The 19,878-nt window shown below is 58.5% G+C and carries 18 protein-coding genes and 4 pseudogenes; 14 read left to right on the forward strand and 8 right to left on the reverse strand.

All coding sequences use genetic code 11. The annotated features are described in order from the left end of the window. Positions 1 to 83 precede the first annotated feature (83 nt). From ACYZT7_RS08135 to ACYZT7_RS08145, 3 genes are read left to right on the forward strand one after another with little or no spacing between them, the layout of a single operon-like run. Positions 84 to 2,072: an FUSC family protein gene (locus tag ACYZT7_RS08135; RefSeq protein ID WP_462040630.1), complete on the forward strand. Its 1,989-nt coding sequence runs from the start codon at positions 84 to 86 to the stop codon at positions 2,070 to 2,072. Beyond that, positions 2,059 to 2,265 (forward strand): DUF1656 domain-containing protein, encoded by a 207-nt coding sequence (locus ACYZT7_RS08140; protein WP_094471041.1) that lies wholly within the window; start codon positions 2,059 to 2,061, stop codon positions 2,263 to 2,265. The genes ACYZT7_RS08135 and ACYZT7_RS08140 overlap by 14 nt, the downstream gene beginning before the upstream one ends. A gap of 10 nt (positions 2,266 to 2,275) precedes the next feature. Further along, positions 2,276 to 3,139 carry an efflux RND transporter periplasmic adaptor subunit gene (locus tag ACYZT7_RS08145; RefSeq protein ID WP_462040631.1) on the forward strand — a complete coding sequence of 288 codons (864 nt, stop codon included), beginning with the start codon at positions 2,276 to 2,278 and terminating at the stop codon, positions 3,137 to 3,139. Between the two features lie 120 nt (positions 3,140 to 3,259). On the opposite strand, the gene ACYZT7_RS08150 is transcribed toward ACYZT7_RS08145, so the two are convergent. Beyond that, positions 3,260 to 3,730, reverse strand: coding sequence for a MaoC family dehydratase (locus ACYZT7_RS08150; protein WP_462040632.1), 471 nt, complete (start codon positions 3,728 to 3,730; stop codon positions 3,260 to 3,262). A 40-nt stretch (positions 3,731 to 3,770) separates the two neighbouring features. After that, positions 3,771 to 4,715: a lysophospholipase gene (locus ACYZT7_RS08155; protein WP_462040633.1), complete on the reverse strand. Its 945-nt coding sequence runs from the start codon at positions 4,713 to 4,715 to the stop codon at positions 3,771 to 3,773. Positions 4,716 to 4,960: 245 nt separating this feature from the next. Between ACYZT7_RS08155 and fadD2 the strand changes: the two genes are divergently transcribed. Continuing rightward, complete coding sequence (gene fadD2 / locus ACYZT7_RS08160) at positions 4,961 to 6,649, forward strand: long-chain-fatty-acid--CoA ligase FadD2 (RefSeq protein ID WP_462040634.1); 1,689 nt, start codon at positions 4,961 to 4,963, stop codon at positions 6,647 to 6,649. 359 nt (positions 6,650 to 7,008) lie between these two features. Then, complete coding sequence (gene fadD1, locus ACYZT7_RS08165; protein WP_462040635.1) at positions 7,009 to 8,709, forward strand: long-chain-fatty-acid--CoA ligase FadD1; 1,701 nt, start codon at positions 7,009 to 7,011, stop codon at positions 8,707 to 8,709. A gap of 156 nt (positions 8,710 to 8,865) precedes the next feature. Here the strand turns inward: fadD1 and ACYZT7_RS08170 are convergent, their stop codons facing one another. After that, on the reverse strand, positions 8,866 to 9,243 hold the full coding sequence (locus tag ACYZT7_RS08170) for a hypothetical protein (protein WP_033056806.1): 378 nt from the start codon (positions 9,241 to 9,243) through the stop codon (positions 8,866 to 8,868). A 201-nt stretch (positions 9,244 to 9,444) separates the two neighbouring features. Between ACYZT7_RS08170 and ACYZT7_RS08175 the strand changes: the two genes are divergently transcribed. From ACYZT7_RS08175 to def, 3 genes are all read left to right on the forward strand, one after another. Then, the gene (locus tag ACYZT7_RS08175; RefSeq protein ID WP_462040636.1) at positions 9,445 to 9,636 is read left to right on the forward strand and encodes a CsbD family protein; all 192 of its coding nucleotides are present in this window, start codon (positions 9,445 to 9,447) and stop codon (positions 9,634 to 9,636) included. Between the two features lie 164 nt (positions 9,637 to 9,800). Next, positions 9,801 to 10,757, forward strand: a complete 957-nt coding sequence (locus ACYZT7_RS08180) for a YihY/virulence factor BrkB family protein (protein WP_462040637.1) — start codon at positions 9,801 to 9,803, stop codon at positions 10,755 to 10,757. Further along, positions 10,754 to 11,293 (forward strand): peptide deformylase, encoded by a 540-nt coding sequence (def, locus tag ACYZT7_RS08185; protein ID WP_462040638.1) that lies wholly within the window; start codon positions 10,754 to 10,756, stop codon positions 11,291 to 11,293. Before ACYZT7_RS08180 ends, def begins: the two co-directional genes overlap by 4 nt. Before the next feature lie 13 nt (positions 11,294 to 11,306). Here def and ACYZT7_RS08190 read toward each other — a convergent pair whose 3' ends face one another. After that, positions 11,307 to 11,723, reverse strand: coding sequence for a GNAT family N-acetyltransferase (locus ACYZT7_RS08190; RefSeq protein WP_462040639.1), 417 nt, complete (start codon positions 11,721 to 11,723; stop codon positions 11,307 to 11,309). A gap of 324 nt (positions 11,724 to 12,047) precedes the next feature. Here ACYZT7_RS08190 and ACYZT7_RS08195 point away from each other — a divergent pair. Next, positions 12,048 to 12,173, forward strand: a pseudogene (locus ACYZT7_RS08195) (fatty acid desaturase); the annotation flags it as partial. An 86-nt stretch (positions 12,174 to 12,259) separates the two neighbouring features. On the opposite strand, the gene gstA reads toward ACYZT7_RS08195, so the two are convergent. Beyond that, complete coding sequence (gstA, locus tag ACYZT7_RS08200) at positions 12,260 to 12,862, reverse strand: glutathione transferase GstA (RefSeq protein ID WP_462040640.1); 603 nt, start codon at positions 12,860 to 12,862, stop codon at positions 12,260 to 12,262. Positions 12,863 to 12,961: 99 nt separating this feature from the next. Between gstA and ACYZT7_RS08205 the strand changes: the two genes are divergently transcribed. The 3 genes and pseudogenes from ACYZT7_RS08205 to ACYZT7_RS08215 form a co-directional block, all read left to right on the forward strand. Then, the gene (locus ACYZT7_RS08205) at positions 12,962 to 13,834 is read left to right on the forward strand and encodes a LysR family transcriptional regulator (RefSeq protein WP_462040641.1); all 873 of its coding nucleotides are present in this window, start codon (positions 12,962 to 12,964) and stop codon (positions 13,832 to 13,834) included. A 522-nt stretch (positions 13,835 to 14,356) separates the two neighbouring features. Next, positions 14,357 to 15,028, forward strand: a pseudogene (locus ACYZT7_RS08210) (PAS domain-containing protein); the annotation flags it as partial. A gap of 111 nt (positions 15,029 to 15,139) precedes the next feature. After that, positions 15,140 to 15,571, forward strand: a pseudogene (locus ACYZT7_RS08215) (methyl-accepting chemotaxis protein); the annotation flags it as partial. Between the two features lie 58 nt (positions 15,572 to 15,629). Here ACYZT7_RS08215 and ACYZT7_RS08220 read toward each other — a convergent pair. From ACYZT7_RS08220 to gntR, 3 genes and pseudogenes are all read right to left on the reverse strand, one after another. Next, positions 15,630 to 15,827: pseudogene (locus tag ACYZT7_RS08220) on the reverse strand (hypothetical protein); the annotation flags it as partial. Between the two features lie 25 nt (positions 15,828 to 15,852). Then, the gene (locus tag ACYZT7_RS08225; protein WP_462040642.1) at positions 15,853 to 16,485 is read right to left on the reverse strand and encodes a glutathione S-transferase family protein; all 633 of its coding nucleotides are present in this window, start codon (positions 16,483 to 16,485) and stop codon (positions 15,853 to 15,855) included. A gap of 88 nt (positions 16,486 to 16,573) precedes the next feature. Next, positions 16,574 to 17,605 carry an HTH-type transcriptional regulator GntR gene (gene gntR, locus ACYZT7_RS08230; RefSeq protein WP_462040643.1) on the reverse strand — a complete coding sequence of 344 codons (1,032 nt, stop codon included), beginning with the start codon at positions 17,603 to 17,605 and terminating at the stop codon, positions 16,574 to 16,576. A gap of 213 nt (positions 17,606 to 17,818) precedes the next feature. On the opposite strand from gntR, the gene ACYZT7_RS08235 reads away from it, so the two are divergent. Both ACYZT7_RS08235 and ACYZT7_RS08240 read left to right on the forward strand, forming a co-directional pair. Then, positions 17,819 to 18,352: a gluconokinase gene (locus ACYZT7_RS08235; RefSeq protein ID WP_462040644.1), complete on the forward strand. Its 534-nt coding sequence runs from the start codon at positions 17,819 to 17,821 to the stop codon at positions 18,350 to 18,352. Positions 18,353 to 18,434: 82 nt separating this feature from the next. Next, positions 18,435 to 19,787 (forward strand): GntP family permease, encoded by a 1,353-nt coding sequence (locus ACYZT7_RS08240; RefSeq protein ID WP_462040645.1) that lies wholly within the window; start codon positions 18,435 to 18,437, stop codon positions 19,785 to 19,787. Positions 19,788 to 19,878: the final 91 nt, after the last annotated feature.

Consider the following 19,878-nt stretch of genomic DNA (forward strand, 5'->3'; position numbering starts at 1 on the left):
AGTTAGCTAGCTAATAATTTGATTTTTCAAGTGACTGAACCGAACCCGACTATCGTTAAATCGTCTTTTCAAGAGTGTTTTACGTGCCTATCACTTTGCAGGCTTTGTTTGCGCCTGACCGCCGCGCCTTACAGTTCGCGATCAAAACCTTGATCGGCGGCGGCCTGGCGCTGTGGCTGGCATTGCGCTGGGGCCTGGAGCAACCGGCCTGGGCCTTGATGACTGCGTTCATCGTCGCCCAGCCGTTGTCCGGAATGGTGGTACAGAAGGGTCTAGCGCGATTGCTGGGTACGTTAGTCGGGACGATCATGTCAGTGGTGTTCATGGGGTTGTTCGCCCAGACGCCTTGGCTGTTTTTGTTGGCATTGGCGTTATGGCTGGGGCTGTGTACGGCGAGTTCGACCCTGCTGCGCAGCACCTGGTCCTATTCATTCGTGCTGGCGGGTTATACGGTGGCGATCATCGCGTTGCCGGCCATCACCCACCCTCTGACCGTGTTCGATCAGGCCGTGGCTCGCTGCACTGAAATCTGCCTGGGCATACTTTGCGCCACCGCCGCCAGTGCGCTGCTCTGGCCGATGCGGGTCGAACGGCAACTGGCGGATCAGGCGCGGGCAGCCTGGCAAAGCGGTATGAACGCCGCGCGTGCGACCCTGGCCGGTGATGGTCAGGCGCGTAAAGGCTTGCTGGAAATCCTTGGGAAAATCGTCGCCGTCGATGCCCAGCGCGAGCATGCCTGGTTTGAAGGAAGCCTTGGGCGGCAACGAGCACGCGCGATCAGCGGCTTGAGCCAAAAGCTGTTGATGCTGCTGCGCATCGCTCGTTCGGCGCGCCGTCAATGGAAGCAATTGGAACCCCTGGAAGCCGAGCAACTGTTGCCTTGGATGACCGAGGTCCAAGAGGCGCTCAACAGCCCGGATACCGCGACCCTGCAAGCGCTGCGTCCGAGGTTGCTCGACGCTTCCCACGCCCCGCACATCAGCTCCGCACAGAGTTACTGCCTGGCTCGTTTCACCTTGTTGCTCGATACCGCCATGGCGGCCGGCGCCGCGTTGAACGCCGTTGAGGAGGGCAAGGAAACGGTCGACCCGCCACGAACCCTGACACCGCACCGCGACCTGTCATTGGCGCTGGTGTTTGGTGCCCGCAGTGCGTTGGCGTTTCTGGTGGTCTCGTGCTTCTGGTTGGCGACCGCCTGGCCCGCTGCCTCCGGCGCGCTGCTATTGACGTGCGTGGTGTGTAGCCTGTTTGCCAGCCGCGAGAACGGTGCTCAGATCGGCATGAGTTTTATGCGCGGGATCTTCCTGGCGATCCCGGCCGCGTTTATCGTCGGGCAGATTCTGCTACCGCAATGGAGCGGTTTTGCATTGCTGTGCATGGGCATGGGGGTGCCGTTGTTCCTCGGCGCGCTGGGCATGGCCAAACCGCAGATCGGTGCGACAGCTACCTCATTTTGTCTGCACTTCATCGTGCTGGTCTCGCCGCTCAACGCGATGAAATTCGATGTGGCGACGTTCTTCAACAGCGCTCAATCCATCGTGGTCGGTGTTGGCGCCGCCGTGCTGGCGTTTCATTTGTTGATCCTGCGCAACCCGGCGTGGCATGGCCGACGTTTGCTGGCGGCGACACTCCACGATCTGGTGCGCCTTACCCGGCGTAATCTGCGCGGTGCCGAAAGCTGGTTTGGCGGGCGCATGGCCGACCGCCTGCTGCAACTGGCGCGGCACTATCCCGAGTTGCCGGAACCGGCGCGCAGCCGCTGGGACGATGGCTTGCTCGGCCTCGATATCGGCGACGAATTGCTGCATTTGCGTTTGAGCCTGGCGGTGGCGCAGCTGCCGGTCAGCGCGCCTCAGCGGCGTTATCTCGAACAGCTGGAAAAAATCCTCGAGCAACGCCCGGCCGGCAAGCGCGCCGAGGCGCTGGCTCCACCGAGTGAAGAGTTCTTGAAGACCTTGTATGCGTTGCCCCCCAGCGATGCGGTGAAACTGGCCCAAGGCGCGGTGCTGCAGTTGCAAAGCAGCTGGCGTGCCTGGTGCCATCAACAGGAGCAAAGCCATGGGCTTGCGTGAGTGGTCGGTGGGCGGCGTGTTGCTCAGTCCGTTTCTGATTTATGTGCTGCTGGCGCTGCTCGTGACCGCAGCCTTGCGCATGCTCTTGCGCCTGACGCCGGTGGGCCGCTGGATCTGGCACGAAGCATTGTTTGATTGCGCCTTGTACGTCTGTGTATTGACCCTGATCACCGTCGTCCTCGGACCTTTATAAGGAGTTGAAAATGCGTACACCCGTACGTGTCGCCGTAACCTTGTGCCTGGTGGCGGTGGCGATTTTTGCCGGCATCCATTTGTGGCAGTACTACATGCTCACCCCATGGACCCGGGACGCGCGGATCCGTGCCGACGTGGTGGTGATCGCCCCGGACGTCTCGGGTTGGGTGCGTGAGCTCAAGGCTTTTGATAACCAGCCGGTCAAGGCCGGCGATTTATTGCTGAGCATCGACCGCGATCGTTTCGAAGCCGCGCTGGAGAAATCTCAAGCGGTGGTCCAGACACGGCAACAGCAACTCAATCTGCGTGAACGCGAAGCCAGTCGCCGTGCCAGCCTCGGGCCGCAAGCGATCAGTGCCGAACTGCGCGAGAACGCGCAAATCAACGCCGGCATCGCCCGTGGTGAACTGCGTGAAGCTCAGGCCGAAGCCAAGGTCGCCGAACTCAACCTCGCCCGCAGTCAGGTTCACGCGCCCCGCAGCGGCCACATCACCAATCTGCGCCTCGCTGAAGGCAATTACGTGAATGCCGGGCAACCGGTGATGGCGTTGATCGACGATTCGACTTTTTATGTGCAGGCGTATTTCGAAGAAACCAAACTGCCGCGGATTCGCGTCGGCGATCCGGTGAAGGTCTGGTTGATGAGCGCGGGCGACGCGTTGCAAGGGCATGTCGAAAGCATCAGTCGCGGGATTACTGATCGCAACACCACGCCGGATGGGCAGTTGTTGGCGGAGGTGGAACCGACGTTTAACTGGGTCAGGTTGGCACAGCGAATTCCGGTAAGAATCAAGATTGATAAGTTGCCGGAGGGGATTAATTTGAGTTCGGGGATGACGGCGAGTGTGCAGGTGCAGGAGGGTTCAAAGTGATCGTTCCCACGCTCCGCGTGGGAATGCAGCCCGGGACGCTCCGCGTTCCATCAACAGCCGAACGCGGAGCGTCCGTTGAGGCATTCCTTTGCTGCGCGTGGGAACGATCAGTGTCAGGTATCAGCCGATGCTGATTGCCGGCAGCTTAGGCAACGACACAGTCTGCTGCTTACGCGGCGCCAGAATCTCCGCCTCACCATCCACCACCAGCTCATCACGCTGGTTAAACACGCGAGTGGCGATCCGCACCCGAAACTTCGGCAGCTTCTCGAGAATCTCCAGACGCACGGTCAGTGTGTCGCCAATCTTCACCGGCTTCTGAAAGCTCATCTGCTGACCGATATAAATAGTCCCCGGCCCAGGCAATTCGCGGGCTACGGCAGCGCTGATCAGCGCACCGCTGAACATTCCGTGAGCGATGCGCTCCTTGAACATGGTGCCGGCGGCGAATTCAGCGTCCAGGTGCACCGGGTTGTGATCGCCGGACATCGCGGCGAACAACTGAATGTCGCGCTCTTCGACCGTCTTGCTGTAGCTGGCGGTCTGGCCGACTTCAAGGGCTTCGTAAGGGGTGTTGGTAACCTGGGTCATCTGTTTCAATTCCTGTCACGAATAAATAAATTCAGAAAAACTATTCCGATCTGGGTGGCCGACGGTGGCTCAGCGCCTGAGCGATCCAGCTCAACACGTCATTGATCACTTCATCACGGTTGCTCTCGTTGAACAGTTCATGCCGTGCCTGCGGGTAAATAGTCAGTTGCAGGCTCTGGCTGCCGGCAGCGCGCAGCGCATGGGCCAGATCTTTCAGACGCTTGCCATCGCTCACCGGATCACATTCACCGCCAATGACCAGCAACGGCAGGCCCGGATCAATCTGAGCGAGATTGGACGCTTTGCTGATTTGCTGCAACCCACCGAGCAAATCGATCCACAGCTGATTGGTGCAGCGAAAGCCACAGAGCGGGTCGCTGGTGTACAGATCGACCTCCGCCGGGTCGCGACTGAGCCAGTCGAACCGCGTGCGCACCGGTTTGAATTTTTTGTTGAACGAGCCGAACGACAGCCATTCGATCAGCACGCTGCGCCCCTTCGGGCCTTGGCGCAATCGTTCTACCCGCGCAATCTGCCGCGCCGCGCGATAGAGCGCCACCGGTTGGAAGTTCGAACCGCTGAGAACGGCCCCGTGCAGGCTGGCGCTGTGATGCAGCAGATAGGCCTGGGCGATGTAGCTGCCCATGCTGTGACCGAGCAACACAATCGGCATTCCCGCATGTTGTTGGCCGATGTGCTGGTTGAGGCTCGCCAGGTCGCCGACTACTTTGCACCAGCCGTCATCGTCGGCGAAATGGCCGAGGGTCCCGTTTTCAGCAGTTTTGCCATGTCCACGCAGGTCTGGTGCATACACACCGTAGCCCTGATCACAGAGTTTTTCCGCCAGGCGCGCGTAGCGGCCACTGTGTTCCGCCATGCCGTGGGCCAGCAGGATCACTGCTTTTAAAGGCGCGGCGGGCAGCCACTGGTTGACGAAGAGGCGGCTGCGGTCGCTCGCGGTCAGCCAGAAAGTGTCGTGGATCATGGCGGTTCCTTTGCATAGGGCTGCATGTGGCATGGGCGTCGTTGCATTGTATAGCGCATCCATAGCGTGCCGTCTGATCAGGCCACGCCGTGGCAGCAAGATTCACACGATCAATGTCGACCGTGCGCATATTTGCCTGATTCGCCATAGCTGCTAGTGTCCGTGGAGCCCCGCTTTTCGCTCTTTGTTTTGAAGAAGGACAGAAAAGCGGCCCCGGATAGGTTCAGGTAAAGAGGACAAGAACAATGCAACCTGATTTCTGGAATGACAAACGCCCGGCCGGCGTGCCCCTGGACATCGTTCAAGGGGCCTATAAGTCGGTGATCGAGGTGTTCGAGCGTTCCTGCAAGAAATTTGCTGACCGCCCGGCATTCAGCAACATGGGCGTAACCCTGACCTACGCCGAACTGGAACGCTACAGCGCAGCGTTCGCCGGTTACCTGCAAGCCCACACCGACCTGGTGCCGGGGGATCGCATTGCGGTGCAGATGCCCAACGTCCTGCATTACCCGATTGCCGTGTTCGGTGCCTTGCGCGCCGGGCTGATCGTGGTCAACACCAACCCGCTGTACACCGCGCGGGAGATGCGTCATCAATTCAAGGACTCCGGTGCCCGGGCGCTGGTGTACCTGAACATGTTCGGGGCCAAAGTCCAGGAAGTGCTGCCCGACACCGACATCCAGTACCTGATCGAAGCCCGGATGGGCGACCTGATGCCCACCGCGAAGGGCTGGCTGGTCAATACGATGGTGAGCAAGGTCAAGAAGATGGTCCCGGCGTACTCCTTGCCCCAGGCCATTTCCTTCAAGAGCGCGCTGCGTCTGGGCCGGGGCCTGGGCATCAAGCCGCTGAACGCCAGTCTCGACGACATCGCCGTGTTGCAATACACCGGCGGCACCACCGGCCTGGCCAAGGGCGCGATGCTGAGCCACGGCAACCTGGTGGCCAACATGCAGCAAGTGCGGGCGTGTCTGGAGCAGTTCGGCAATGACGGCCAGCCGCTGTTGCGCGAAGGGCAAGAGGTCATGGTCGCGCCGCTGCCGCTGTACCACATCTATGCGTTCACCGCGAATTGCATGTGCATGATGGTTTCGGGCAACCACAACGTGCTGATCACCAATCCGCGAGACATCAAGGGCTTCATCAAGGAGTTGAAGAATTGGCGGTTCTCGGCGCTGCTGGGGCTCAACACCCTGTTCGTCGCGCTGATGGACCACCCGGATTTCAAGACCCTGGATTTCTCCAACTTGAAACTCACCAACTCCGGCGGCACCGCGCTGGTCAAGGCCACCGCCGAGCGCTGGGAACAGCTCACCGGTTGCCGCATCACCGAAGGTTACGGCCTGACCGAAACCTCGCCGGTGGCCTGCACCAACCCGTACGGCGACAAGTCGCGCCTCGGTACAGTCGGCCTGCCGGTGCCGGGCACCACGCTGAAGGTCATCAACGATGAAGGCGTCGAGCAACCCTTGGGCGAGCGCGGCGAACTGTGCATCAAGGGCCCGCAGATCATGAAGGGCTACTGGCAGAAACCCGAAGCCACCGCCGAAGTGCTGGATGCCGAGGGCTGGTTCAAGTCGGGCGACATCGCGGTGATCGACCCGGACGGATTTGTGCGCATCGTCGATCGCAAGAAAGACATGATCATCGTCTCGGGTTTCAACGTGTACCCGAACGAGATCGAAGACGTGGTGATGGCTCACCCGAAAGTCGCCAACTGCGCGGTGATCGGGGTGCCGGACGAGCGGTCGGGGGAGGCGGTGAAGCTGTTTGTGGTGGCCCGTGAAACGGGTGTCAGCCTTGAAGAGCTGAAAGCCTACTGCAAGGAAAACTTCACGGCGTACAAAGTGCCCAAGCACATTGTCTTGCGTGAGTCGTTGCCGATGACGCCGGTGGGCAAGATATTGCGGCGGGAGTTGCGGGATATCGCCTGATCGTTGAATGGCCGCGCTTCGCGGGGATCTCGGGCAAGCCCGCTCCCACAGGGATCACCGATGACCTTGTGGGAGCGAGCTTGCTCGCGATGCTTTTTGTGGGGCAGAAGGCCTGAATCCAGAGGCTTGCAGAGCGCTATAGAATCTTTGCTCTAAAAATGACTATTAAATATTCAAGAGTCATAAATGTGACTATGGAGGCCGCTTTTGGCTCTAGTCGGCCCTTGGCAAAGCTGCTACTCTCGGCGCGCTTTGTGACTTCTCGGCCTGTTAAAAAGCCAGACTCACCAACAAACACACACCAATAATAATCGCATCAAATGCGGTGATGAATTCGCGTTGCTGAGGAGTGGGCTTCCATGATCGAAGACTTTTGGAAGGATAAGTACCCTGCCGGGATTGCTGCCGACATCAATCCGGACGAGTATCCGAATATTCAGGCGGTGTTGAAGCAGTCCTGCCAGCGCTTTGCCGACAAACCGGCATTCAGCAACCTGGGCAAGACAATCACCTACGGTGAACTGTACGAATTGTCCGGTGCCTTTGCCGCTTACCTGCAACAGCATACCGACTTGCAGCCAGGCGATCGAATCGCCGTGCAACTGCCCAACGTGTTGCAGTACCCGGTCGCCGTCTTCGGTGCCATCCGCGCCGGGCTGATTGTAGTCAACACCAACCCGCTGTACACCGCGCGGGAAATGGAACACCAATTCAACGACTCCGGTGCCAAAGCCCTGGTCTGCCTGGCCAACATGGCGCACCTGGCGCAGACTGTCGTGCCGAAAACCGGCGTCAAGCACGTGATCGTCACCGAAGTGGCCGACCTGCTGCCGCCGCTCAAGCGTCTGCTGGTCAACAGCGTCATCAAGTATGTGAAGAAGATGGTCCCGGCGTATCACTTGCCCAAGTCCATCAAGTTCAACGACGTGCTGAGCAAGGGCCATGGCCAGCCAGTGGCTGAAGCCAACCCGGCCAGCAGCGACGTTGCCGTGCTGCAATACACCGGCGGCACCACCGGCGTGGCCAAGGGCGCGATGCTGACCCACCGCAACCTGGTGGCGAACATGCTGCAGTGCAAGGCGCTGATGGGTTCCAACCTTCATGAAGGCTGCGAGATCCTGATCACGCCGCTGCCGCTGTACCACATCTATGCCTTCACCTTTCATTGCATGGCGATGATGCTGATCGGTAACCACAACGTGCTGATCAGCAACCCGCGCGATTTGACGGCGATGGTCAAGGAACTGTCGAAGTGGAAGTTCAGCGGTTTTGTCGGGCTCAATACGTTGTTCGTGGCCCTGTGCAATAACGAAGGCTTCCGCAAGCTGGACTTCTCGGCGCTGAAAGTCACCCTGTCCGGTGGCATGGCCCTGCAACTGGCCGCCGCCGAACGCTGGAAAGCGGTCACCGGGTGCGCCATCTGCGAAGGTTACGGCATGACCGAAACCAGCCCGGTGGCCACCGTCAATCCGATCCAGAACATCCAGATCGGCACCATCGGTATTCCGGTTCCGTCGACCCTGTGCAAAATCATCGACGATGCCGGCGTTGAACAGCCGTTGGGCGCAATCGGCGAGCTGTGCGTGAAAGGTCCGCAAGTCATGAAGGGCTACTGGCAGCGTCAGGATGCCACCGATGAAATCCTCGACAGCGAAGGCTGGTTGAAGACCGGTGACATTGCGCTGATCCAGCCTGACGGTTACATGCGCATCGTCGATCGCAAGAAAGACATGATCCTGGTGTCCGGTTTCAACGTGTACCCCAATGAACTGGAAGACGTGCTTGCAACTCTGCCGGGCGTGCTGCAATGCGCAGCCATCGGCGTGCCGGACGAGAAGTCGGGTGAGGCGATCAAGATCTTCATCGTCGCTAAACCGGGCGTGACACTGACCAAGGAACAGGTGATGGAGCACATGCGCGCCAACGTCACCGGTTACAAGGTTCCGCGCTCCGTGGAGTTCCGCGATGCGCTGCCGACCACCAACGTCGGCAAGATCCTGCGACGCGAGTTGCGCGACGAAGAATTGAAGAAGCTCGGCGTCAAGAAGGTAGGCGCGTAACACACAAGAAGCCCCGCAGACGCGGGGCTTCTTGTTTATAGCTGATCGTTCCCACGCTCTGCGTGGTAATGCCGCCCCGGACGCTCCGCGTCCGCTGCTGCAGGGACGCAGAGCGTCCCGGGATGCGTTACCACGCGGAGCGTGGGAACGATCTCTTTAGAGGCGGAACTGCGCGAAGTTTACGTTGGTACCCGCCGGGCGCATGTCCTGGAGGTACGAGTCCTTGTCGGCGCTCAGTTCCAGGCTCAGAGCGGCTTTGCGCTTGCCTTCGTTGCGCACCACCAGGCCTTCAAGCTTCTCGCGAAGGAACACCGTCGGCACTTTCAGGTGCAGCAGTTCGTCGGTGTCCGGCGTATGCATCAACAGGTGAACCCACTCGTACTGACCAATGGCTAGGCGCGCGACCGGAATATCGAACCACCAGATGTTGCGGTTGCGGTTCAATTCGGTGAAATGGCAGTTATTGACGCCAAGCACAGCACCGCCAAGTTCTTGGTTTCTGCGGGCAATGGCCTGCTTTTTATCGAGTTTCATAACATTCCTACGGGATTGGATCTTCAGCGCCATGGCCTGAATACGTTGCGCATTCTCGGGGGTTGGTCGACAAACATAAAGCCCAACCTGCACTGAACGATGAAATGTCGCGGTGAAAAATAAATGAAACTCCGCGCAAACGCCTCCGGTCAATCTTTGTGTAACAACTTTCCCCGTTGAATTGTTCACAGGAGAAACACCATGAGCAGCACTGGCGATAAAGTAAAAGGCATGGCCAACGAAGCCGCCGGCAACGTCAAGCAAGGCGTCGGCAAGGCCACCGGTAACGACAAAATGCGCGCCGAGGGCGTGGTGCAGGAAAAGAAAGGCGAAACCCAGCAAGCGGTCGGCAAAGCCAAGGATGCGATCAAGAAAGGCATCGACAAGGCGTGATCCGGCCTTTAAAGCGTGTCAGAAACGGCCATCCGCGGATGGCCGTTTTTGTGTCAGTCTGAGCTTGAGCAAGATCAAAATCGCCAAGTAGGCTAATTTGATGTAAAAAACGGCCCCTGAGTCGCCACGACTTTGACCAAATTTTGCGGCGAAAGGAGACGCTAATGTTTTTTCCTCACATGAAAGGTTTGCGCCTGCACCGTGTCATGGTGCGCACGGTCACTGAGTTCGTCGACGACGAGATGTCGACCTATGCCTCGGCGCTGGCCTATCAGATGCTGTTCTCGCTATTTCCCTTCATTCTGTTCCTCATCGCCCTGATCGGTTTCCTGCACCTGCCGGACTTCTTCTCCTGGCTGCGCCTGCAGTCAGAACTGGTGTTGCCACCCCAGGCGCTGGAACAGGTCAACCCGGTCATTGACCAGCTCCAGCAATCCAAGGGTGGCTTGCTGTCGGTCGGTATCGTGATTGCCCTGTGGACCGCGTCCGCCGGTGTGCGCCTGATGATGAGCGCGATGAACGCCGCCTACGACGTAGTCGAAGGCCGCCCGGCGTGGAAGCGTTTCCCGCTGTCGATTTTCTACACCATCGGCATCGCCGGCATGCTGCTGATCGCCGCTGCGCTGATGGTGCTCGGGCCGCAGGTGATGGGCTGGATCGCTTCGCAAGTCGGCCTCGAAGACTTCATCGTGACGCTCTGGACCATCGTGCGCTGGCCGGTGGTCGTGATTCTGTTGATGATGGCGGTGGCGCTGATTTATTACGTCATGCCCGACGTCAAACAAGAGTTTCGTTTCATCACGCCGGGTTCGGTGCTGGCGGTGGTGGTGTGGATCATCGCGTCACTGGGCTTCGGTCTGTACGTCAAGGAATTCGCTAATTACAACGCTATGTATGGCAGTATCGGTGCGATCATCGTGCTGTTGCTGTACTTCTACATTTCCGCCGCGGTGCTGTTGCTGGGCGCCGAGATGAATGCCGTGATCGAACATATGTCGACTGAAGGCAAGGACCCTGGCGAAAAGACCCCCGGCGAGAACGACCACGAACCCAAACACCACGTGTCGGGACTGGGTCGGGATCACTCGATCAAACCGACCACTGACGAAGTCATCAAATGATCCGTGAAATTCTGAAAATGGGCGACGAGCGCCTACTGCGCATTGCCCCGCCGGTGCCCGCCGAAATGTTTGACAGCCCCGAGCTGTGGCAACTGATCGACGACATGTTCCAGACCATGGAAAGCGTCGGTGGCGTGGGTCTGGCTGCACCGCAGATCGGCGTCGATCTGCAACTGGTGATCTTCGGTTTCGAGCACAGCGAGCGCTATCCGGATGCCGAGGCCGTGCCGCAGACGATTCTGATCAATCCGTTGATTACGCCGTTGAGCCCGACGCTGGAAGAGGGTTTCGAAGGTTGCCTGTCGGTGCCGGGCCTGCGCGGCGCGGTGGATCGCTATCAGCACATTCGTTACGAAGGTTTTGATCCCAAGGGGCAGCCAGTCATGCGCATTGCCTCAGGGTTTCATGCGCGGGTTGTGCAGCATGAATGCGATCACCTGATCGGCCGGTTATACCCGTCGCGCATCAGTGACTTTAGCAAGTTCGGGTTTACCGACGTGATGTTTCCGGATCTCGATCCTGCTGCAGACGACTGACACACTCCGTGAATCATCCAGACGGTTCCATACCCATGGCGATCATCGGCTTGCTGCGTGCGTAACGGCTCAAGCGTTCGGCCATGGAGTAGGGCAGTGGCGGGTCGAAGGTAAAACCACGACGTTCATAAAACCCGCGCAGGTCCGGATGACAAAACAGCCACACCGGGCCTTCAAGATCCTTGAGCGCCTCGGCGATCAACGCCGCAGCGATTCCCTGTTCACGGCAGGCTGGATCGACAAACAAACCCGTTAGCCAATGCCCGTCCGCCACCGGTCGCAAACACAGCGCACCAATGATCTCGTTGCGCCTGGCCACCCAGAGTTGAGCGTCGCGGACCGCTTTCATCGACGATTGGTGAGCGCGATAAAACTTGTTCATCAAGGGCCATAAAGGCTCGGCGAGCAAGGTGTATTGGGTGTTGGGCATGGTCTTCGACTGTCGGTGCGCAAAGCGGGCGATTATAAAAGAACGCGCGCGCAGCGATAGGTGTATACCTGATCTCACATCCCGTATGAGTGGAGTACGTATCATGGCCAAAGGCATGGATTCAAAAAAAGCAGCAAAAAAGAAACCGGCAAAAACCGCCGATGAAAAGCGCGCCGACAAGAAGGCCAAGAAGGTGGATGTGTTCGGTCATTGATCCCGTGACAAGGGAGCCCGACCCTCGGGCTCCCGCTGCTTCTAACGAAATAACCAAATAATCTGCAAGAAAACCCTGCGCCATTGCACAGAAGGGGACTGGTCCCCGATCTGAGCAACGCCATGCCCCATTACTTCGATGCTGCCCACCGAAAAGAAATCGAAATCCTGCGCCAGCGCCTGACCGCTCGCACCGAGTGGCCGAAGCGTTTTTGCGTGATCAGCCCCAGGTGTGGAAGGGTTGGGTGCCGGGTGAAGTGGCTACCAAAGCGAGTGCGAGTTTGTAACTCAGTGGCGCCAGGAAGATAGCCTTCACGCAGGCCTTACTCCAACTCAGCGGCCAACGCAGTTTTCACCGCAGGCCGCTGATCAACCCGCGCCTGAAACCGCGCCAACACCGGCCACTGATTCAACTCAATCGAAAACAACGGCACCCAACGCAACACCGTAAACAAATACGCATCGGCAATGCTGAACCCGTCAGCCATCAAATATTCCTGGCGCTCCAGCGTCTGGCTCAACACAACAAATCGCTTGAACAGTTTCGCTTTGATGAGCGCTTTCACCTCATTCGGAAACTGCGTACTGAACAGCCAACCCAGCCCGCCATGAATCTCGGTCGAGATGAAATTCAGCCACTCCTGCAACCGTACCCGCTCGAACATCCCGTTCGCTGCCGCCAGGTTTGCTTCGGGTCGCAGGTCTGCCAGGTATTGCAGGATCGCCGGGCCTTCGGTCAGCACTTGGCCATTGTCCAGTTGCAATGCCGCGACGTAACCCTTTGGGTTGATGGCGAGGAAGTCCTCACCACTTGCGGTTCTCTTGGTGGTGTTGTCGACGCGGATCAATTCGAACGGCAGGTCCAACTCGCGCAGCACGATATGCGGCGCGAGCGAGCAGGCGTGTGGGGCGTAATACAACTTCATCGGCAGGGCTCTGGTTGGGGGTTTGCGCCAGTGTCATAGTGCGCTGCACCCTCGGTAAAATTAATCTTTCAGAAAACGGCCATAAGGAAAGCTACTGCCATGATGAATCTGATGCACTGGCGAATGGTGGTGGCAGTGGCTGACACGGGCAACATTACCCGGGCTGCCGAGCGGGTCGGCATGACCCAGTCCGGTGCCAGCCAGGCCTTGGCATTGATCGAAGAAACCCTGGGCGTTCAGTTGTTCAGTCGGGAGAGCCGCCAGACCTTGCCGACGGCAATCGGCTTGTCTGTCATCGAACACGCGAGAACCATGCTCGGAGCCCTGGAAAACATCCGCAGCAGCGTTGATGCCACCAAAGACATTCAGCGCGGGACGATTCGCCTGGCCAGTTTCCCCATGGTGCTGGCGACTTTCCTGCCGCCGCTGCTGCGTCAGTTCAATCGGCTTTATCCCGGCATTCAGGTGGTCGCGCTGGAAGTCAGCGACGATGAAGTGGAAACACTGCTCGGCACCGGGCTGGTGGATGTCGGCGTGGTGTTGAACCCAGCGCCTGAGCGCAATGCCGGTCGCCTGGGCAGTGATACCTGGATGGCGGTGGTGCCCGGCGGCCACGCCCTGGCTCGCCGTTCGAATGAAGAAGGGGTCTCCCTGGCAGAGTTGGCGGAGCAACCTTTTGTACTGGCCACGGGCGGTTGTTCGACCAACGCTCGCAGCCTGGCAACCGATGCCGGGCTGCAGTTGCGCGATGTTCGGGTCGAGGTCCGCGAGTGGAGCAGTGCGTTCACCCTGGTGCGGGAAAACATCGGTGTGACGCTGGTGCCGGAGATGACGCTGCCGAGCCACCGCCAAGGGCTGCGCGTGGTGCCGGTCAAACCGCGTATCGATCGCGAATTTGCCTTGGTGGTCCCTGCGAACAAGCCACCCTCGGCGGCAGTGCAGGCGCTGATGAGTCTGCTTGCCGAGAAATGACTCAAACCGACGCTGAACCGATTTTGTCCTCGATACTGGCCGACTAGTGGCCTTGCTTACCTGCCTCGCCTGTCTATGCTGACTCGTGACTAACTATATCGACCACGATGTGAAGGCCGTCATACACGTTAAAAGCGTGTGCAACCCAAGGCGCCGACACTGAACAACAAGGAGCTGTCCGGTCAATGGAGCGATTTATCAGAACGTTAGGGCTGGCTCGATCCCAGGCTATCAAGAGAAGGATGTCTTGATAAGAGCGTCGCTGCATGGACTCTCCAATTAAACATCATTGATCACCTGACCCAGTCCTTCCAGTGGAGGGATGCGTGTGCCTGTTCCTTGGAACGTAGTGGTGGAGCCGTTGAAAGACCAAAGAACTTTCATCAAACAAAAGACCGCGCTGAAGGTGATACGACCATGTTTAATCGACGTCACAAGACTGACCTGCTGGAAATCGAACGATTCAGTTGCGCGCTGACCGAGGCTAACGCGAAGTTGGCCGCGGTCAGCCGCTCGATGGCGATGATCGAGTTCACCCCCGAAGGTATCGTGCTCGATGCCAACGACAACTTTTGCAGTGTCATGGGATACAGCGCCGAAGAAGTGCGCGGAAAACATCACCGGATATTCTGCGAAGAAGCGTTTTATCGAAGCGATGCCTATGCCAAGTTGTGGCGTGACCTTGCCCGTGGCGAACCGGTGAGCGGGACCTTCTTGCGCTTGAACAAGAGCGGCAAGGAGATGTGGCTCGAAGCCAGCTATATGCCAGTGTTCGGCGCTGATCGTCAGGTCCGGAGTGTGATCAAAGTCGCCACTGATATTTCAGCCAGGGCCTACAAGGAACACGAAAGCGAGAGCATGCTCGCGGCGATCGGTCGTTCCATGGCCGTGATCGAATTCACCCCGGATGGCAAAGTCATCTCGGCCAACGAAAACTTCTTGAAGACGATGCATTACTCGCTCAACGAAGTGGTTGGCCAGCACCACAGTCTGTTTTGCCATCGTGCTGAGGCCGAATCGCAGGCCTACAAAGCATTCTGGGCTTCACTCAATCGCGGCGAATATCACTCGCACCGTTTCGAGCGCAAAGATAAACAGGGTCATACGGTTTTCCTGGAGGCCTCCTACAACCCGCTGTTCGACACCAAGGGTCGATTGTACAAAGTGGTCAAGTTCGCCAGCGACATCACCGATCAGGTGACCACCCTGCAAACCGCTGCGGAGTCAGCCCACAGCACCTCGGTTCAAAACGACGCTTGTGCGCAGAAAGGTTCTCAGGTGGTGCAGCAAACGGTGCAGATCATCCAGGACATTTCCAAAAACTTGAACGAAGCGGCGCTGAGCATTGATGCCGTCAGCAAACAGTCCGACATCATCGGCACTATCGTTCAGACCATTCGCGGCATTGCCGATCAGACCAACCTGTTGGCACTCAACGCCGCGATCGAAGCGGCCCGGGCCGGGGAACACGGGCGCGGGTTCGCGGTAGTCGCCGATGAAGTTCGCAGCCTTGCGGCACGAACAAGCCAGGCAACGCTGGAAATCGTTGAAGTGGTGCGCAAGAACCATGATTTGTCATTGAGTGCGGTCTCGAGCATGCAGTCCAGTTTGAGTCGAACCGGGCTTGGGGTAGAACTGGCGAATGAGGCAGGAGCGGTGATTCTGGAGATTCAACAAGGGTCTCGGCATGTGGTGGATGCGATCAGTCAGTTCAACTCGACCTTGCAGATAAGTTGATCGCGGCACATTGAAAAGGGTCCCTCGAGGGGACCCTTTTTTATTGATTTCCGCACTTTTAAAGCGAAGCGAGAAACTTGTCGACCACCTGGCTGCTGCCGTTTTCGCTGCTGTTTTCTTTCTCGGCTTGCGCCAGTTTGATCTTGTCTTGCATGCGCTCGGCAATCTCTTTAGTGATCGCCTGTTGTTTTTCCGGCGGCATGGCTTTTACTTCTTCTTCCGTCAGCCCCATCTCTTGCAGAATGCTGTCGCGGATGTTGTTCGGGTAGTGCGGGAGCCGCTCAAGCCAGGCCATTGCAGACGTGTTTGAGGAATCCCGGGCGTTGTGCCAATCGTTGAAAATACTCGTCGATGGCGGGGTAGTCGGGTCGCTCCATCGGTGTCATCAACCAGCGGTTGACCGACAGCCCGATGACGATATCTGCCAGCGTGAAGTGTGGCCCGGCGACATACGCTTTGGTCGCCGCGAGCTGATGCTCGAGGATGCCCATTTTCTGGTTCCAGCCGCGTACGCCGGTGGCAATGTGATGCAGGTCCTGAAATTCCGGATCTTTGCGTACCAATGCTGTGAATGCGTAGCTCCAGGAGGCATTGAGTTCGGTGGCTTGCCAATCCATCCACTGCTCCACCCGAGCGCGTGCCGCCGGTTCGTGCGGTAACAGATCGGTGTTGTGGTGTTTGCCGGCCAGATAGCGGCAGATGGTGTTGGACTCCCACAGCACGCCCGCATCGTCGATGATCACCGGCACCTGAGCATTGGGATTGAGCCTGAGAAACTCCGGCGTGTGGGTCGACGCATAACCGCCGCCCCAGTCCTCACGTTCGTAGGCAACACCCAGTTCCTCACACGTCCACAAGACTTTTCTGACGTTGATGGACGAGGCTTTACCCAAAATCTTCAGTGAATGTTCCATTGAGCGACTCCTTCAGCGGGTTGCTACGGATATTCAATAGTGTGCCCCGCAAGGACTGACGGCAAGAATGGGAACGATCAGTGTTGCATCAGGTACTCTCGCGCACCTTCAACTCAAACCCCATGTCCTGCACCGGTTTCGCCACCGTGTTGCCGGCCATCAAGGTCAGCATCTGCTCCGCTGCGCGCCGGCCAATCGCCTCGCGCGGGGTGCTGATGCTGCTCAGGCGCGGAACCATGTGGGCCGAGGCCGGCAGGTCGTTGAAGCCGAGGATCGCCACTTGTTCGGGGATTTTGATCCCGCAGCGCATGGCTTCGAGCAGTGCGCCCTGGGCCAGGTCGTCGTTGCCGAAGAAGATGGCATCGACATCGGGATGACTGGCGAGCAGCTGCAGGAACAGTTCGCCACCGAGACCGACTGAGGAGGCACGAGGCGTCAGTACTTCCAGAGCCGGGTCATACAAACCGGCCTTTTGCAGGGCTTTGCGGAAACCTTCGCCGCGCAGCAATGTGCGTTGATCGAGTTGCGCGCCGATGTAGGCCAGACGCTTACGACCGCGTGACAGCAAATGCCCGGCCGCTGTCTCGCCGGCAGCGAGTTGCGAGAAACCCACGCAATTCAGACCGGCGGCACTGTCCAGTTCCATCATGTACACGCACGGAATGTTGCTGGCCTCGATCATCCGTCGCGAACTTTCGGTGCGGTCGAAACCGGTCAGCAGCAATCCGCGAGGCTGATACGCCATGTAATTGCGCAGCAGGTTTTCTTCTTCATCACGTGAGTAATGGAAGTTCCCGATCAGCACTTCGAAGCCTTTGGGGCGTAAAACCTGATGAATGGCTTCCAGTGTGTCGATGAACAATAAGTTGGACAGTGACGGCACCAAAACCACCACCGAATGGCTCTGGGCCGAGGCTAACGCGCGGGCGGCAGGGTTGACCACGTAGTTGAGGTCGAGGGCGGCTTTCTGGACTTTTTCCACCAGTTCGGTGGCCACCGTACTGACCCCGCGCAGGGCGCGAGAGGCGGTGATCGGGCTGACACCGGCCAGGCGTGCGACTTCGTTCAAAGTGGGGCGGCCAGTGGTGCGCGTATTTTTATCGTTTTTAGAGGAGATCATCGGACGGCTTGCCAAACAAAATTCGAGGCACTAAGGTAGCGCTGTCTCGACGCAGCTGCAAATGCGTGAGCGGGGTTTGCCTGATCCCCGTTTTTTGGCGTTGGGAACGAACATGCTGCAACCCACAAAAATGACAAGAAGGCGTCGGCAACTTCTGCTTTTTCTAGTGTCATAACTGGCAAAGGTAGCGCTGTCTGCGCGCTGAGGTGTTACATGAATCATCCCATCACCGCCCTGGTCATCATGGGTGTTGCCGGTTGCGGCAAGACTTGCGTCAGCGAGGCCTTGTGCCAACTCAGCGGCGCGACCGCCATTGAAGGCGACACTTTCCACCCTGCCGCCAATATCGAAAAGATGAGCGCGGGTATCCCCCTGAACGACGAAGACCGTGCCGGCTGGCTCGACAGCCTGTGCGATGAACTGCGCCGCATTGACGCCAAGGGCGAACGCCCGGTGCTGACCTGCTCGGCCCTCAAACACATTTACCGCGAACGTCTGCGCAGCGCCTTGCCGGGCCTGGGCTTCGTGTTCCTTGAGCTGACCCCTGAAGTCGCCGCCGATCGTGTGTCTCATCGGCCCGGCCATTTTATGCCGTCGACGTTGATCGAAAGCCAGTTCGCCACACTTGAGTCGCCCGTTGGCGAGCCCCTGACCCTGGCTCTGGACGCTTCGAACCACAGCGTCGAGCAATTGGCGAAGCAAGCTCATGTCTGGTGGCAGGCGCATGGCCTGAAACTCGCCGTATGAGTTTTTCTCGAAGAGATAGCGCTGTCCTGATGGCTTGCGAATTACTCGCTTCAATAACAACAACAACCAGGAGACACCCCTAATGTTTGGCATGTCCCACGAGACGTTCCTGCTGCTAGACGCAGTGGTCACGGTGATTGGACTTATCGTCTTGATCACCAAGTTCAAGTTTCACCCGTTCATTGCCCTGATCATCGCCGCAGCCTTTCTCGGGCTGACTTCCGGCATGCCGATCGGCACCATCATCAAGGCGTTCCAGGACGGCTTCGGTGGGGTGCTCGGTTTCGTCGGGATCATCCTGGCGCTGGGCACCATGCTCGGCAAAATGATGGCCGAGTCGGGTGGGGCGGATCAGATTGCCCAGACCCTGATTCGCGCGTTCGGCAAGGACAAGGTGCAGTGGGCGATGATGTTCGCGGCCTTCCTGGTCGGCATTCCGTTGTTCTTCGAAATCGGCTTCGTGCTGCTGATCCCGCTGGTGTTCATCGTGGCCCGGCGTACCGGCGTGTCGATCATCAAGATCGGTATCCCGCTGCTGGCCGGTCTGTCCGCCGTGCATGGCCTTGTTCCGCCGCACCCGGGCCCGCTGCTCGCCATCGGCGTGTTCGGTGCCGACATCGGTAAAACCATTCTGTACGGCCTGATCGTTGCACTGCCGACGGCCATCATCGCCGGCCCGATCTACGGCACCTTCATTGCCAAATACATTCCGGGTCATCCTAACCAGGAACTGGTCGATCAACTGGCGCGTGATAACGATTCTGCCGATCTCCCGAGCTTCTCCATCACCTTGATCACCGTGCTGTCGCCGGTGTTCCTGATGCTGCTCAAGACCTTTGCCGATGTGGCGCTGCCGGACGGCAACTTCTTCCGCACTTTCATGGACCTGATCGGTCATCCGATCTCGGCACTGCTGCTGGCGTTGCTGCTGTCGCTGTACACCTTCGGTTACAAGCAGGGCATTGGCTCCAACCAGATGCTCAAATGGCTGGATGCCAGCCTTGCGCCAACCGCCGCAATCATCCTGATCATCGGTGCCGGTGGTGGCTTCAAGCAGATGCTGGTGACCAGCGGCGTTGGTAATGTCATCGGCAACATGGCGGTGGAAGCGCAGATCTCGCCAATCCTTCTGGCGTGGCTGGTGGCGGCGGTGATCCGTATCGCGACCGGTTCGGCGACCGTGGCGACCATTACCGGCGCCGGCATTGTGGTGCCGGTGGTGGGGATGATTCCGGGTGTGAACCGTGAGTTGCTGGTACTGGCGACCGGTGCCGGTTCGTTGATCCTGTCTCACGTCAACGACGCAGGTTTCTGGCTGGTGAAGCAGTACTTCAACATGACCGTGGCGGAAACCTTCAAGACCTGGACCGCGATGGAAACCATCCTGTCCATCGTTGCGCTGGGCTTTATCCTGTTGTTGTCGCTGTTCGTCTAAGTCACGCCGCAAAACAAATGTGGGAGCGAACTTGCTCGCGATGGCGGACTAACATTCAACATCTTCGCTGAATGTCAGGTCCTCATCGCGA

The organism is Pseudomonas sp. RT4P38, from assembly GCF_054897765.1.